The 13,731-nt window shown below is 64.3% G+C and carries 14 protein-coding genes; 5 read left to right on the top strand and 9 right to left on the bottom strand.

What is annotated here, in order from left to right; all coding sequences use genetic code 11:
• Nucleotides 1-15 precede the first annotated feature (15 nt).
• The 5 genes from GA0061098_RS09485 to GA0061098_RS09465 form a co-directional block, all read right to left on the bottom strand.
• The gene (locus GA0061098_RS09485) at nt 16-231 is read right to left on the bottom strand and encodes a YodC family protein (protein WP_091956090.1); all 216 of its coding nucleotides are present in this window, start codon (nt 229-231) and stop codon (nt 16-18) included.
• Nucleotides 232-526: 295 nt separating this feature from the next.
• The gene (locus GA0061098_RS09480; protein ID WP_165637263.1) at nt 527-1,267 is read right to left on the bottom strand and encodes an HAD family hydrolase; all 741 of its coding nucleotides are present in this window, start codon (nt 1,265-1,267) and stop codon (nt 527-529) included.
• Nucleotides 1,264-2,151, bottom strand: a complete 888-nt coding sequence (gene hemF / locus GA0061098_RS09475; RefSeq protein ID WP_091956348.1) for an oxygen-dependent coproporphyrinogen oxidase — start codon at nt 2,149-2,151, stop codon at nt 1,264-1,266. The genes GA0061098_RS09480 and hemF overlap by 4 nt, the downstream gene beginning before the upstream one ends.
• 19 nt (nt 2,152-2,170) lie before the next feature.
• The gene (gene queE / locus GA0061098_RS09470) at nt 2,171-2,803 is read right to left on the bottom strand and encodes a 7-carboxy-7-deazaguanine synthase (RefSeq protein WP_091956088.1); all 633 of its coding nucleotides are present in this window, start codon (nt 2,801-2,803) and stop codon (nt 2,171-2,173) included.
• An 18-nt stretch (nt 2,804-2,821) separates the two neighbouring features.
• Nucleotides 2,822-3,280 (bottom strand): tRNA (cytidine(34)-2'-O)-methyltransferase, encoded by a 459-nt coding sequence (locus GA0061098_RS09465; protein ID WP_091956087.1) that lies wholly within the window; start codon nt 3,278-3,280, stop codon nt 2,822-2,824.
• Nucleotides 3,281-3,567: 287 nt separating this feature from the next.
• On the opposite strand from GA0061098_RS09465, the gene petA reads away from it, so the two are divergent.
• From petA to GA0061098_RS09440, 5 genes are all read left to right on the top strand, one after another.
• Complete coding sequence (gene petA, locus GA0061098_RS09460; RefSeq protein ID WP_026232845.1) at nt 3,568-4,098, top strand: ubiquinol-cytochrome c reductase iron-sulfur subunit; 531 nt, start codon at nt 3,568-3,570, stop codon at nt 4,096-4,098.
• Between the two features lie 62 nt (nt 4,099-4,160).
• Nucleotides 4,161-6,233 carry a cytochrome b/c1 gene (gene fbcH / locus GA0061098_RS09455; RefSeq protein ID WP_091956086.1) on the top strand — a complete coding sequence of 691 codons (2,073 nt, stop codon included), beginning with the start codon at nt 4,161-4,163 and terminating at the stop codon, nt 6,231-6,233.
• A gap of 261 nt (nt 6,234-6,494) precedes the next feature.
• Entirely contained in the window at nt 6,495-7,184 is a 690-nt protein-coding gene (locus GA0061098_RS09450) for a dienelactone hydrolase family protein (protein WP_091956085.1), read from the top strand.
• 316 nt (nt 7,185-7,500) lie between these two features.
• Nucleotides 7,501-9,666 (top strand): anthranilate synthase component I, encoded by a 2,166-nt coding sequence (locus GA0061098_RS09445; protein ID WP_091956084.1) that lies wholly within the window; start codon nt 7,501-7,503, stop codon nt 9,664-9,666.
• A 146-nt stretch (nt 9,667-9,812) separates the two neighbouring features.
• A complete protein-coding gene (locus GA0061098_RS09440) occupies nt 9,813-10,352 on the top strand; it encodes an adenine phosphoribosyltransferase (protein WP_018323310.1) in 540 nt (179 codons plus the stop codon).
• A 16-nt stretch (nt 10,353-10,368) separates the two neighbouring features.
• On the opposite strand, the gene GA0061098_RS09435 is transcribed toward GA0061098_RS09440, so the two are convergent.
• The 4 genes from GA0061098_RS09435 to GA0061098_RS09420 all read right to left on the bottom strand — a co-directional run bounded on the left by GA0061098_RS09435 (nt 10,369) and on the right by GA0061098_RS09420 (nt 13,708).
• Nucleotides 10,369-10,701, bottom strand: a complete 333-nt coding sequence (locus GA0061098_RS09435) for a GIY-YIG nuclease family protein (protein ID WP_091956083.1) — start codon at nt 10,699-10,701, stop codon at nt 10,369-10,371.
• An 86-nt stretch (nt 10,702-10,787) separates the two neighbouring features.
• Entirely contained in the window at nt 10,788-11,456 is a 669-nt protein-coding gene (locus tag GA0061098_RS09430) for a P-loop NTPase family protein (RefSeq protein ID WP_091956082.1), read from the bottom strand.
• A 60-nt stretch (nt 11,457-11,516) separates the two neighbouring features.
• A complete protein-coding gene (locus GA0061098_RS09425; protein WP_038972150.1) occupies nt 11,517-12,269 on the bottom strand; it encodes a P-loop NTPase family protein in 753 nt (250 codons plus the stop codon).
• Between the two features lie 218 nt (nt 12,270-12,487).
• Entirely contained in the window at nt 12,488-13,708 is a 1,221-nt protein-coding gene (locus GA0061098_RS09420; protein ID WP_091956081.1) for a M48 family metallopeptidase, read from the bottom strand.
• Between the last annotated feature and the right edge of the window lie 23 nt (nt 13,709-13,731).

Raw genomic sequence — 13,731 nt, 5'->3', positions numbered from 1 at the left:
CGGTCTTAGGCGTGCTCACTCATCGTCGTCTTCTCCCTCGTCTTCATTCTCATCCTCCTCCTCGTCTTCCTCTTCCACGCGCACCAGCACGGCCAGCGGCAGCGTCTCGCGGAACAGATCGCCTTCCATGCCCATCCAGAGGCAGAGCGCCTCGTCCTGCTTCACTTCCGCAACCGTCAGCGGCTGGCCGCCGGATTTCAGCATCACGACATCGCCGGCTTTCAATTCCATGGATTGTCCCTTCGAGTTGATCGACCCGAAGGAGGCTAGCAACTTGTCATGACACGCGGAAAACGGAGGCGGCCGGGAGAGGAGCTTGAGACGGGCTGCGCGGTCCGCTGCATCAAGCTTCGGTGCCGGAAGGCCACTTCAGGGCGCTCTCATCGCAAGCGTCGACGATGGCATCATACCCCTGTTTTGCCCGACGGAGCAAAAGCCGATTCGAAAAATCCGCAAGCTATTGATTTTGCAGCAGCGCCCTACTGTGCATGGGGTTGTTTTTCGATATTTTGTTTTCGGGCCCTGGTTACGGCCGGCCCGGCACCAGCTCGGTCAGCGAGCGGATGATGTGGTCGGGCCTGACCGTCGAGCCTTCGGGCAGGCCGTCGCCGTGCACGTCGATCCAGATCGAATAGATGCCGAGGCGCTGCGGCGTCACCACTTCCCATTCCAGATTGTCGCCGATCATCCAGGTGTCCCTTGCGGAGACGCCCAGCGCCTCCATCGCGTGCAGATAGGCGCGCTCCTCCGGCTTGCCGAAACCGTGCTCACCCTCGATCTGGATATGGTCGAAGCGATGGGTCAACTCGAACCGCTCGACCTTGGCGCGCTGCATGTCGGCGGCGCCGTTGGTGACCAGTGCGAGCTTGATGCCGCGTGCCCTGAACGCGTCGATCGCATCATGCGCGCCGGGGAACACGAATATTGCTTCCTCGCGATAGGTGGTGAAGCGGTCGGCGATGCGATCGGCGAGATCGTCGGGCAGGGCGCGATGGCCGTTTGCGGCGAGCGCGGCGAAGCCGCCGCGCACCGTGAGCCGCCGCGCCTCGCCGAGCTTCATCCGCCAGATCGGCTCTGCAGTCGACCAGAACTGCCGCGCAAAGGCGAGCACTGCGGTTGCGACTTGCGGCGGCGGCAGCGGCGCCAGCTCTTCGGCAAACTCGTTCGCGATCGTGTTCCAGGCGATCTCGGGCCGGCCATAGGCCGACAGGATGGTGTCATCCATATCGATCAGCATGGCGCGCGGCAGCGGCCTCGAAACAGTCATGGCCACTTCACCTCCGGCGGCATCGACGACAGGATCGAATCCACATTGCCGCCGGTCTTCAGCCCGAAGATGGTGCCGCGATCGTAGAGCAGGTTGAATTCGACATAGCGGCCGCGCCGGATCAATTGCTCCTCGCGGTCTGCGGCGGTCCAGCCTGCCGCGAAATTGCGCCTGACGATGTCGGGGTAGATCTTCAGGAAGGCGCGGCCGACGTCCTTGGTGAAGGCGAGATCGGCGTCCCAGTCACCGCTGTCGTGCCAGTCGTAGAAGATGCCGCCGATGCCGCGCGCCTCTTTGCGATGCGGCAGGTAGAAATATTCGTCGCACCATTTCTTGTACTTGTCGTAGTCGGCAACGCCGTTCGGCTGGTTGCAGGCTTGCTTCATCGCGGCGTGGAAGGCGATGCTGTCGGCATCGTCCTGGGTGCGCCGTCGGTCGAGCACCGGTGTGAGATCGGCGCCGCCGCCGAACCAGGCTTTCGTGGTGACCACGAAGCGGGTGTTCATGTGCACGGCGGGCACGTTCGGATTGCGCATATGCGCGATCAGCGAAATGCCGGACGCCCAGAATTTTGGATCGTCCGCGGCGCCGGGGATCTGGGCGCGAAATTCGGGCGCGAACTCGCCGTGCACGGTCGAGCAGTGCACGCCGACCTTCTCGAACAGGCGGCCATGCATCATCGACATCACGCCACCACCGCCCGCCGCGCCGGTATGGTCGGTGCGCTGCCAGGGCGTGCGCTTGAAGCGGCCGGCTTCGCCCGGATAGAGGCTTTGCGGCGCGTCATCCTCGAGCCGCTCGAAGCTCGCGCAGAGGTCGTCGCGCAAGGCCTCGAACCAGGTGCGGGCGCGGCCCTTGCGGTCGTCGATCTTCGACATGTCCATCTGCATTCCCAGGCGCGTCCTATCTGATGCCGAGCGATTTATGCGTCTGCACGCTGAGCCGCCATTGCGGATGATGCAGGCAGTAGTCGATCGCGCGCGCGGTGTTCTCGATGACCTCGGGTCCGTCCATCGGCTGCAGCGAGAAGCGCTCGAAGGCTAGGTCCTCGAACGTCTCGGGCGCGGCGAGGGCCTGCGGATAGACCAGCTTCAGCTCGTGGCCCTGGCGCAGCACCAGCTCGCTGCCGCCCTTGGGGCTGACGCAGATCCAGTCCAGCCCCTCCGGCGCTGCGATGGTGCCGTTGGTCTCGACGCCGATCTCGAAGCCGCGGGCGTGGAGCGCCTCGATCAGCGCGGCGTCGACCTGGAGCAGCGGCTCGCCGCCGGTCAGCACCACGTAGCGGTTGGCGGCGGCCGCAGTCCATTGCGCGGCGATGGTGTCGGCGAGCTCCGCGGCCGAGCCGTAGCGGCCGCCGAGGGTGCCGTCGGTCCCGACGAAATCCGTGTCGCAGAACTTGCAGGTGGCCTCAAGACGGTCCGCCTCGCGGCCGCTCCAGAGGTTGCACCCGGCAAAACGGCAGAACACGGACGCGCGCCCGGCATGGGCGCCTTCGCCTTGCAGGGTCAGGAAGATTTCCTTGACCGCGTAACTCAATCGTCTCTCCTCAATCTATCAGGCTTGCGGGTTCCGGATCTGCCGCAGCGCCTCGCCGGCGGCCATGGCCGCGGTCATGGCGACGTTGAGCGACCGCAGCCCCGCTTTGATCGGGATCACCAGCCGCGCATCCGCGGCCTCGACCACCGCGTCGGTGACACCGGCGCTCTCGCGCCCGAATAGCAGGATGTCCGACGTCTGGTAACGGAAATCGCGGTAGTCGGTGGCAGCTTTCGTGGTGAACAGCAGCAGGCGGTAGCTTTGTGCCGCACGCCAATCCTCGAATTTCGACCAGGAGTCATGGCGGGTCAGGCTGACATGGTCGAGGTAGTCCATTCCCGCCCGGCGGAACAGGCGGTCGGAGACGGGGAAGCCGGCCGGTTCGATGATGTGGGCGGCGACGCCCAGACAGGCGCAAAGCCTGAGAATCGTGCCGGTGTTCTGGGCGATGTCGGGTTGGAAAAGCGCTATCTGCATGGGCTGTGCGAGGGCTGTGTCGGGGGCGATGCGGGCCGGAAATGTCTCAATAAAACATCGCCTGCCCGGGAATTCGTGCATGGCACGCTCCAGCGCCGATAGCGGGCTTGCGCTCGCCCGGCAAGGGTGCCAATAGAACGATTCTGGACTGCTGTTTCATCCGTTTAGAGGTGAATGAGCGAAGTTCTGCCGCCGCGGGGGGCCGCGGGCGCCGGCAGACTGTTCCGGGGACCTTGGGGGCTCCTGGAGCGGTTCCTCCGGTGGCGTAAGAAGAAAGGGTTGGAATCGTGACGACAGCGTCTTCGGCGGACCATCCGACACGCCGTGATTTCTTATTCGTTGCAACCGGGGCAGCTGCAGCAGTAGGGGGCGCAGCCGCGCTCTGGCCCTTCATCTCCCAAATGAATCCTGATGCTTCGACCATCGCCGCCGGTGCGCCGATCGAGGTCGATCTCAGTCCGGTCGCCGAAGGGCAGGACATCAAGGTGTTCTGGCGCGGCAAGCCGATCTACATCAGCCACCGCACCAAGAAGCAGATCGACGAGGCGCGCGCCGTCAACGTGGCGAGCCTGCCTGATCCGCAGTCCGACGAGGCCCGGGTCAAGTCCGGCCATGAGCAGTGGCTGGTCGTGATCGGCATCTGCACCCATCTCGGCTGCATCCCCATCGCCCATGAGGGCAATTACGACGGGTTCTTCTGCCCCTGCCATGGTTCGCAGTACGATTCGTCCGGCCGCATCCGCCAGGGGCCCGCGCCCGCGAACCTGCCGGTGCCGCCGTACCAGTTCGTTTCCGACACCAAAATCCAGATCGGCTGAGCCTCGGACCCTCGTCCGAAGCTTCGCGCCGTCTCGTCGTACTATTTCCTCAGGATCGCATCATGAGCGGACCATCCGACTACCAGCCGAGCAATCCGGCCCTGCAATGGATCGAGCGGCGCCTGCCGATCCTCGGCCTCATGCACTCCTCCTTCGTTGCCTATCCCACCCCGCGTAACCTGAACTATTGGTGGACCTTCGGCGCCATCCTCTCCTTCATGCTGGGGATGCAGATCCTGACCGGCGTGATCCTGGCGATGCATTATACGCCGCATGCCGATCTCGCCTTCAAGTCGGTCGAGCTGATCGTCCGTGACGTGAACTACGGCTGGCTGCTGCGCAACATGCATGCGGTCGGCGCATCGATGTTCTTTGTCGCCGTCTACGTTCACATGTTCCGCGGTCTCTATTACGGGTCCTACAAGGAGCCGCGCGAGGTGCTGTGGATCCTCGGCGTCATCATCTACCTCTTGATGATGGCGACCGGCTTCATGGGCTACGTGCTGCCCTGGGGCCAGATGAGTTTCTGGGGCGCCACGGTCATCACCAACCTGTTCTCCGCCATTCCCTATGTCGGCGAGAGCATCGTGACGCTGCTGTGGGGCGGCTATTCGGTCGGCAATCCGACGCTGAACCGCTTCTTCTCGCTGCATTACCTGCTGCCGTTCCTGATCGCGGGCGTCGTCGTGCTCCACGTCTGGGCGCTGCACGTCGCCGGTCAGAACAACCCCGACGGTGTCGAGCCGAAGACGGAAAAGGATACGGTGCCGTTTACGCCGCATGCCACCATCAAGGACATGTTCGGCGTCGCCTGCTTCATGCTGCTCTACGCCTGGTTCATCTTCTACATGCCGAACTATCTCGGCGACGCCGACAACTACATTCCGGCGAACCCGGGCGTGACCCCGCCACACATCGTGCCGGAATGGTATTACCTGCCGTTCTACGCGATCCTGCGCTCGATCCCGAACAAGCTCGCCGGCGTCATCGGGATGTTCGGTGCGATCATCATCCTGTGCTTCCTGCCCTGGCTGGACGCCGCGAAGACGAGGTCGTCGAAGTATCGCCCGCTGGCCAAGCAGTTCTTCTGGATCTTCGTCGTGGTTTGCATCCTGCTCGGCTATCTCGGGGCGCAGCCGCCGGAAGGCATCTACGTGATCGCCGGCCGGGTTCTGACGGTCTGCTACTTCGCCTACTTCCTGATCGTGCTGCCGCTGCTCGCTCGCATCGAGAAGCCGCGGCCGGTGCCGAACTCGATCTCGGATGCAGTCCTGGCCAAGACCGGAAGCAGGTCGACGCCGATGGTCTCGACCGCGATCATGCTGGCGCTCGCCGGTTCGTTGTTCGCAGGCTCGGTCGACAGCGCGAAGGCGTCTGAAGGCAGCGATACGCCTCCGGGCAACAAATGGTCGTTCTCCGGCCCTTTCGGTAAGTTCGACCGCGGCGCGCTGCAGCGCGGCCTGAAGGTCTACAAGGAGGTCTGCGCCAGCTGCCACGGCCTGTCCTATGTGGCCTTCCGCAACCTCGCCGAGCCCGGTGGGCCCAGCTATTCGGTGGCGCAGGCGGCGGCCTTCGCGTCGGAATACAAGGTCAAGGACGGCCCGAACGATGCCGGCGACATGTTCGAGCGTGCGGGGCGTCCGGCGGACTATTTCCCCTCGCCGTTCCCGAACGAGCAGGCCGCTCGCGCGGCGAACGGCGGCGCGGCGCCGCCCGATTTGTCCCTGATCACCAAGGCGCGCTCCTATAAGCGCGGCTTCCCCTGGTTCATCTTCGACTTCTTCACCCAGTTCCAGGAGCAGGGCCCGGACTACGTCTCGGCATTGCTGCAGGGCTTCGAGGACAAGGTGCCGGAAGGCGTCACCATTCCGGAGGGCTCGTACTACAACAAGTACTTCCCGGGCCACGCCATCAAGATGCCGAAGCCGCTCAGCGACGGCCAGGTGACCTATGACGACGGCTCGCCGACCACGGTCGCGCAATATTCCAAGGACGTCACCACCTTCCTGATGTGGACCGCAGAGCCGCACATGGAAGCGCGCAAGCGCCTCGGATTCCAGGTCTTCGTGTTCCTGATCCTGTTCGCGGGCCTGATGTACTTCACCAAGAAAAAGGTCTGGGCCAGCTCGCACTGAGCGCTCTGATGCGACGAGAAAATGAAGAAGCCCCCGCAAGGGGGCTTTTTTGTTGGGTCCGTGTCCCTGACGCGCGAAGCGCGAGCCGGGACCCGGAATGCTCGTAGCTGGGCCCCGGATCAGCAGCGCATCACGCCGCAAGGGGCGGCGCGCTGCGCAGCATCCGGGGCACGAGAGTTTGTTTGCGCGGTGATTGCGTCATTCGCATGCACCCGCCAAAATGCCACCAACCACTCCCCCAAGAACTCATCGGAGGACACTATGGGAACCGCCATCACCTTCAAGCGCCCGGACGGCAAGGACGCCTCGGGTTATCTCGCCAATGCCGCGCGCGGCAACGCGCCGGGCGTGGTCGTGATCCAGGAATGGTGGGGCCTGTCGGACCAGATCAAGGGCCTGTGCGACCGCTTCGCGCTGGCCGGTTTCGATGCGCTGGCGCCCGATCTCTACAAGGGCAAGGTGGTGCCGTATCACGACACGGACAGCGCCAACAAGGAGATGAACTCGCTCGACTTCATGGACGCCACCACGCAGACCGTGCGCGGCGCCGCGCAATATCTGTCGCGTAACGGCGCCAAGGTCGGGCTGACCGGCTTCTGTCTCGGCGGCGCCGTCACCATCATCGGCGCGACCAAGATCCCGGAGCTCGCGGCTGGCGTCGTGTTCTACGGCATCCCACCGGAGCAGGCGGCCAAGCCCGCCGACGTCAAGATCCCGCTCCAGGCCCATTTCGCCAACAAGGACGATTGGTGCACACCGGAGCTGGTCAGCGGCTTCGAGAAGGCCATGAAGGCGGCCGGCAAGTCGCTGGAGCTATTCCGCTATGACGCCGAGCACGCCTTCGTCAACGAGCAGCGCCAGGCCGTGCATGACCGCGAGGCGGCCGAGCTCGCCTGGGGCAGGGCGATCAATTTCTTCGCCAATCATCTCGGCGGTAACAGCGCAGCCTGACCCAGCCTGCAGCCCGGATGGAGCGCAGCGTAATCCGGGGACTTCCATTGTGGCACGCCCCCGGATTGCGCTGCGCTCCATCCGGGCTACTGCCCCGGCCGCCCTTGACGCCGTCCCCGTGCCATGGTGAGTATCCGCCCCATGAGCACCGCCGTTCGCCCAGCCCGTCTTTGGTGGCGCACCTCCTAACGAGGTGGCCGGTGCGATTTTCCTTTCCCAAATCGTCTGAGGTCGCCAGCGCAGTGCGGCGGCCTGATCGTTTGTCCTGTGTGGCGTTTCCTCGGCAAGTCTCGTAAGAGGACCCCAAGAGGATCACATGAACAGGACAGTCTTTGCCCTCCCGGCCAGAAGCGATTACGTGACCCGCGCGGGTCTCGCGATCACGCGCGTGGCCGAGCAATTCACCGGCGGCGCGAGCCGGCTCGACGACCTCATCAATCTGCTCGACCGCCGTCGCGGCGTGGTGCTGTCCTCGGGCACGACCGTCCCCGGCCGCTACGAGAGCTTTGACCTCGGCTTCTCCGATCCGCCGCTCAAGCTCGAGACATCAGGCGTCAATTTCAAACTGGAAGCGCTGAACGAGCGCGGGCAGGTGCTGATCGCCTTCCTGGCCGATGTGCTGCGCGAGCCCTGCGTCGTCATCTCCGAGAAGACCACGACGCGCCTTGCGGGCCACATCATCCGCGGCGATGCTCCGGTCGAGGAGGACCAGCGCACGCGCCGTGCCAGCGTGATGTCGTTGGTGCGCGATCTCGTCGCCGCCTTCTCTGCCAATGACGACGGGCTGCTCGGCCTGTTCGGTGCTTTCGCCTACGACCTGGTGTTCCAGATCGAGGACCTCGTGCAAAAGCGCGCACGAGAGAGCGACCAGCGCGACATCGTGCTCTACGTGCCCGATCGCCTGCTGGCCTATGACCGCGCCACCGGCCGCGGCGTGGTGCTCTCGTACGACTTTGCCTGGAAGGGCAAATCCACCGAGGGCCTGCCCCGCGAGACCGCCGAGAGTCCTTACCTGAAGACGCCGCGGCAGGGTTTTGCCGACCACGCGCCCGGCGAATATCAGGCGACGGTGGAGACCGCACGCGCGGCCTTCGCCCGCGGTGATCTCTTTGAAGCGGTGCCTGGGCAGCTGTTCGCCGAGCCTTGCGATCGTTCGCCGGCTGAAGTCTTCCAGCGCCTCTGCGTCATCAACCCGTCGCCTTACGGCGCGCTGATGAATCTGGGTGAGGGCGAATTCCTGGTGTCGGCCTCGCCGGAAATGTTCGTGCGCTCGGACGGGCGCCGGGTCGAGACCTGCCCGATCTCGGGCACGATCGCGCGCGGCAGCGATGCGATCGGCGATGCCGAGCAGATCCGCCAGCTCCTGAACTCGGAGAAAGACGAGTTCGAGCTCAACATGTGCACCGACGTCGACCGTAACGACAAGGCGCGCGTCTGCGTGCCCGGCACGATCAAGGTGCTGGCGCGGCGCCAGATCGAGACCTATTCAAAGCTGTTTCACACCGTCGATCATGTCGAGGGCATGCTGCGTCCCGGCTTCGACGCGCTCGACGCCTTCCTGACCCACGCCTGGGCCGTCACCGTGACCGGTGCGCCAAAGCTGTGGGCGATGCAGTTCGTGGAGGACCACGAGCGCTCGCCGCGGCGCTGGTATGCCGGCGCGATCGGCGCGGTGAATTTCGACGGCAGTATCAACACCGGCCTGACCATCCGCACCATCCGCATGAAGGATGGTCTCGCCGAAGTGCGCGTCGGCGCCACCTGCCTGTTCGATTCCGATCCGGCCGCAGAAGACCGCGAATGCCAGGTCAAGGCCGCCGCGCTGTTCCAGGCGCTGCGCGGCGATCCGCCGAAGCCGTTGTCGACCTTCGCGCCGGATGCGACCGGTTCGGGCAAGCGGGTGCTGCTGATCGATCACGACGACAGCTTCGTGCACATGCTCGCCGATTATTTCCGCCAGGTCGGCGCTGACGTCACCGTGGTCCGCCATGTGCACGCGCTCGACATGCTCAAGCGGAAGACATGGGATTTGCTGGTGCTGTCGCCGGGCCCCGGCAGACCGGAAGATTTCGGGATCAAGAAGACCATCGATGCGGCGCTGGAGAAGAAGCTGCCGGTGTTCGGCGTTTGCCTCGGCGTGCAGGCGATCGGCGAATATTTCGGCGGCGAGCTCGGCCAGCTCACCCATCCTGCGCACGGCCGTCCCTCGCGGGTGCAGGTGCGCGGCGGACGCTTGATGCGCAATTTGCCGAACGAGATCGTCATCGGCCGCTATCACTCGCTCTTCGTCGAGCGCGACAGCATGCCGGAGGTGTTGTCCGTCACCGCCAGCACCGAGGACGGCGTTGCCATGGCGCTGGAGCACAAGACGCTGCCGGTCGCCGGCGTGCAATTCCACCCGGAATCGCTGATGTCGCTCAGCAATGAGGTGGGACTACGTATTGTCGAGAATGCGTTCCGGCTGGATGCTGGGGCGAATTGAGTAAGAGCCGTCATTGCGAGGAGCCCGCGACAAATTGCGAAGCAATTTTGCGCTGGCGACGAAGCAATCCAGATTGTTGCGCGGAGAAGGTCTGGATTGCTTCGCTTCGCTCGCAATGACGGTGGAAAAGCCAGAGCGAGATAACCATGACCTTTGACCACGACATCAAGGCGAGCGTCCGGACCATCCCCGACTATCCCAAGCCGGGGATCATGTTCCGCGACATCACGACCCTGCTCGCGGACGCGCGCGCGTTCCGCCGCGCGGTCGACGAGCTCGTCAACCCCTGGGCCGGCAACAAGATCGACAAGGTCGCCGGCATGGAGGCGAGGGGCTTCATCATCGGCGGTGCGGTGGCGCACCAGCTCTCGGCCGGCTTCGTGCCGATCCGCAAGAAGGGCAAGCTGCCGCACACCACTGTGCGCATCGCCTATTCGCTCGAATACGGCATCGACGAGATGGAGATGCATGTCGACGCCATCCAGCCCGGCGAGCGCGTCATCCTGGTCGACGACCTCATCGCCACCGGCGGCACCGCGGAAGGCGCGGTGAAGCTGCTGCGCCAGATCGGCGCCAACGTCGTCGCCGCCTGCTTCATCATCGATCTGCCCGAGCTCGGCGGCGCCGCCAAGCTGCGCGCCATGGACGTGCCGGTGCGAACGCTGATGACGTTCGAGGGGCATTGAGAGGTCGCCGCGATCCTCAGATCGCTTCGGCCTTCAGTTCATCCCGCCAATGCAGCAGGCGCTCCTTCAGGAGCGCGTTCCTGACATAGGCGGTTTCCTCATCCTCCAGGCGCTCGCATTCGCCAAAGGTCAGGCCGGCCTCGCCATGCGCATTCCAGGCAGCCTGAAGGCTGCGGCAGGTGTGGCTGCCCTGGCGTAGCGAGAACCAGATGCGGTTCCGGATCGTCTCGAGGTTCGGCGCCTGGCCGACCCAGGCCTCGCTCGAGACCGCGCAGCGCACGACGAAGATGCCCGCAATGGTCTTTCGCTCCTTGTAGGCGGCAATCGCTGCTTTCCGGTCGATGCTCACGGTGACGGGCCTTGCTGAGGGGATACTGATGTCCGCCTCAATAAGCCCGCTCCAACCCGCAGTCAATATTATCCGGGTGAAATTATCTAGGATCGCTGCAGGATCAGGCTGAGCTCGAGCTCGCGGAAGGCAAAGTAATTCCGCCGGGTCCATTGGTGCAGCTCGGTCGAGGCGTCCTTCTCCTGGCGCAGATAGCCGGTGAAGGAGAAGTTCAGCCGGTCGACATAGATCTTGAGGAAGCCGGGCAAGGCAGGCAGGCGGAACAGGCGGCCGCCGGCCATCGCGGCCGGCAGCTCGCCGCGCACGACATATTCGTTGTCCACGGTGATCAGGTTCATCCGCGGGATCTGCCCGCGCAGCATCTCGTGGGCGCGGGCCGAGGCGCGGTCGGTGTCGGCGACGAACAGGATCTGAGGCGCGACATGGCGGCGGGCGGCCTCCTTCAAGAGGCCGATCTCGTCGGTCATCTTGAAGAACTCGTCGAAGGCGTGGAAGCCGAGGTCGATCACCTTGGCCATGCCGTCATCGACGATGACGCGGTCCATCAGCTGCATCTTGCCGTAGGTATCGATCACGTCGGCGGTCTCCGTGATCTTTGGCAGGTAGTCGAGCAACGACGGTTCCTTCAGATTGACGTCGAAGGCCGCGACATTGCCGTTCTTGAGCAGCAGAAATTCGGCAAGCAGCCGCGCCAGCAGCGTCTTGCCGACCTGCGGGCGGGGCGAGCAGATGATGTAGACAGGCGTTGCGGGCATCGGCAGCTATATCAGTCGAACCTGGCGACCAATCCAGCCGTATCAGCCCTGCTTGCGCAACTATTTTTCGCTGTTGCGGGTCGCGGGTTTCGAGCCGACGATGTCGGTCAGCCGGATCCGGTCGAACTCGCTCCAGACATTCGCCAGCCAGTGCCGGACATAGCCGCGCAGCACGAACGAATAATTCGCGGCCTCGTCGCTGATGCCCTTGTTGGCGACGAATTTCAGGAACGGGACGGAGGACACTTCGACCTGCTCATAGGCCATTTCGTTGAGCTTGGGGATGGTCAGCTCGGTCGCGTCCTTGATGCGGTGGAAGTAGGAATTGTAGGTCGCCTGGTCCCATTGGAAGAACTGGGTGTCGTTGATGAAGTTCTTCACCAGGAAATATTTTGCGCCGGTCATGAAGCCGGCGGTCTCGGCGATCTCCTCCAGCGAGGCGATCGAGGGCCCGAGGATGTGGAACACCGCGAAGGTGATCTGGCCGGCCTTGGCGGCGTCGAGGAAGCCGATGTCGCGCAGCGAAGCCAGAGCGGGCGAGAGCAGGCCGGCGCGAACGTCGATCACGGTCACCGACGGGCTCACCGCGTTGAGCGTGTCGAAGATCTTCATCTGGTCCGATGTCGTCGTCATGTCGACGATCTCGGTGATGTCGGGGTGGAAGCGCTTCAGGGTTCCGCGCGGCGATTCCGTGTCGAAGGCGCGCGTCGGCACGTTGTTGGCGGAAAAATAATCGAGCAAGGTACGCGATACCGTGGTCTTGCCGACCCCGCCCTTGTCCGCGCCCACCACAACCACTGCCGGCTTTGCCATTGCTGTCCCCTAACGCGCGCCCCCGATCGCGAGGTCGCAATCGGCCGGGCCCCAAATCGATGTCCCAAGGATGCCCCAAGGATGTCCCAAGTCTGCTGTTGGGCGCGAACATGGCAGAAACAAGGGAGAATTCAATTCCTCGGCATGTCGATACGGCAATTCCCGAAGTTTTTCCCAATCGCGGCGAAACCCACCGCGCATGGCGGGACATCGCGTGCTTAATGACGGCCCCAAGGACCCATGAGATTGCCCGCGGGGTTGCTGCTCGCGGTCCCGGAGGGGCCGGGTGCGGGTAGGGGCGGCGGAGCGGCCGGCCCACTCGCATCGTCCCACGGGCCATGACGCAGCGGTGGTGGGGCGTTCTGCGGGTCAGCTTGCGCCTCGGGCTCGTCCGTTTCCTCGGTCGGCGGCAGCGGGCCCGGATCGTGGCCGCCGGCGAACTTGACGAGCGCGTCGACCCGGGACTGCACGGAGGGGTGGGTCGCGAACAGATCGGCAAAGCCCTCGCGGGGATTGTCGACGCAGAGCTCCATCACGGCCGAGGTCGCGCCGGGCAGCTCGCCGCGATTCTCGATCTTGCGCAGCGCCGAGATCATCGCATCGGGGTCTTTCGTCAGCTCGACGGAGCCCGCGTCGGCGAGATATTCGCGCGAACGTGACAGTGCGAGCTTGACCACCTGGGACAGCAGCCAGGCCACCACGATCAGCACGATCGCGATGATGATCACGATTACCGCGCCGCCGCCGGAACTCTTGTTGTCGCTCGATGATGAGGACGACCGCGACGACGAGGAGGAGCCCGAGGACCATGAGCCGCCGGAGCCGGAGTTCCAATTGAAATTGGTGAACAGGCGGAAGAACAATTCGCCGAAGAAGCCGACCACGCCGGCGATGATGACCGCGACCACCATCAGCTGCACGTCGCCGTTCTTGATGTGGGTCAGCTCGTGGCCCAGCACCGCCTCGATCTCCTTGTCGTTCAGCGCGTTGAGGAGACCCGTGGTGACGGTGATCGAATATTGCCTGGGATTGAGGCCGGTCGCGAACGCGTTCAGCGCCGGGCTCTCCATGATCTTCAGCTTCGGCATGGTGATGCCGCGCGAGATGCAGAGGTTTTCCAGCAGATTGTAGAGCCGCGGCTCCTCCTGCCTCGTGACGTCGTGGCCGCCGGTCACCGCGTCGATCATCGACTGGTGGAAGAAATAGGCGATCACGACCCAAGCCGCCGCCACGATCGTCGCAACCGGTGCGGCCACGATCAGATCGTGGAGGGCCCGCCTCAGGTAATAGACGACGGTCTCATTGCCGTTGATGACGACTTCGGCGACCAACGCGCCAGCATAGACCAGCACGTAGACCAGCATGAACAGGCCGGCGAGCAGCAGCATCGAACGAAACTTGTTCGAGGCGATGTGCGTGTAGAGACCATACGCGGCCATGACGCGGGTGCCCTGCCGGCCTA

Origin of the sequence: Bradyrhizobium shewense (assembly GCF_900094605.1) — a bacterium.
Lineage (GTDB): Bacteria > Pseudomonadota > Alphaproteobacteria > Rhizobiales > Xanthobacteraceae > Bradyrhizobium > Bradyrhizobium shewense.
Note: the sequence above shows the minus strand (reverse complement) of the source record. Positions and strands in the feature narration are given on the sequence as shown.

What these genes read in the sequence shown, in the direction of transcription:
- GA0061098_RS09485 (WP_091956090.1), bottom strand. Translation starts at nt 231, where the DNA reads ATGGAATTGAAAGCCGGCGATGTCGTGATGCTGAAATCCGGCGGCCAG.
- GA0061098_RS09480 (WP_165637263.1), bottom strand. Translation starts at nt 1,267, where the DNA reads ATGACTGTTTCGAGGCCGCTGCCGCGCGCCATGCTGATCGATATGGAT.
- hemF (WP_091956348.1), bottom strand. Translation starts at nt 2,151, where the DNA reads ATGGACATGTCGAAGATCGACGACCGCAAGGGCCGCGCCCGCACCTGG.
- GA0061098_RS09465 (WP_091956087.1), bottom strand. Translation starts at nt 3,280, where the DNA reads ATGCAGATAGCGCTTTTCCAACCCGACATCGCCCAGAACACCGGCACG.
- fbcH (WP_091956086.1), top strand. Translation starts at nt 4,161, where the DNA reads ATGAGCGGACCATCCGACTACCAGCCGAGCAATCCGGCCCTGCAATGG.
- GA0061098_RS09450 (WP_091956085.1), top strand. Translation starts at nt 6,495, where the DNA reads ATGGGAACCGCCATCACCTTCAAGCGCCCGGACGGCAAGGACGCCTCG.
- GA0061098_RS09445 (WP_091956084.1), top strand. Translation starts at nt 7,501, where the DNA reads ATGAACAGGACAGTCTTTGCCCTCCCGGCCAGAAGCGATTACGTGACC.
- GA0061098_RS09440 (WP_018323310.1), top strand. Translation starts at nt 9,813, where the DNA reads ATGACCTTTGACCACGACATCAAGGCGAGCGTCCGGACCATCCCCGAC.
- GA0061098_RS09430 (WP_091956082.1), bottom strand. Translation starts at nt 11,456, where the DNA reads ATGCCCGCAACGCCTGTCTACATCATCTGCTCGCCCCGCCCGCAGGTC.
- GA0061098_RS09425 (WP_038972150.1), bottom strand. Translation starts at nt 12,269, where the DNA reads ATGGCAAAGCCGGCAGTGGTTGTGGTGGGCGCGGACAAGGGCGGGGTC.
- GA0061098_RS09420 (WP_091956081.1), bottom strand. Translation starts at nt 13,708, where the DNA reads ATGGCCGCGTATGGTCTCTACACGCACATCGCCTCGAACAAGTTTCGT.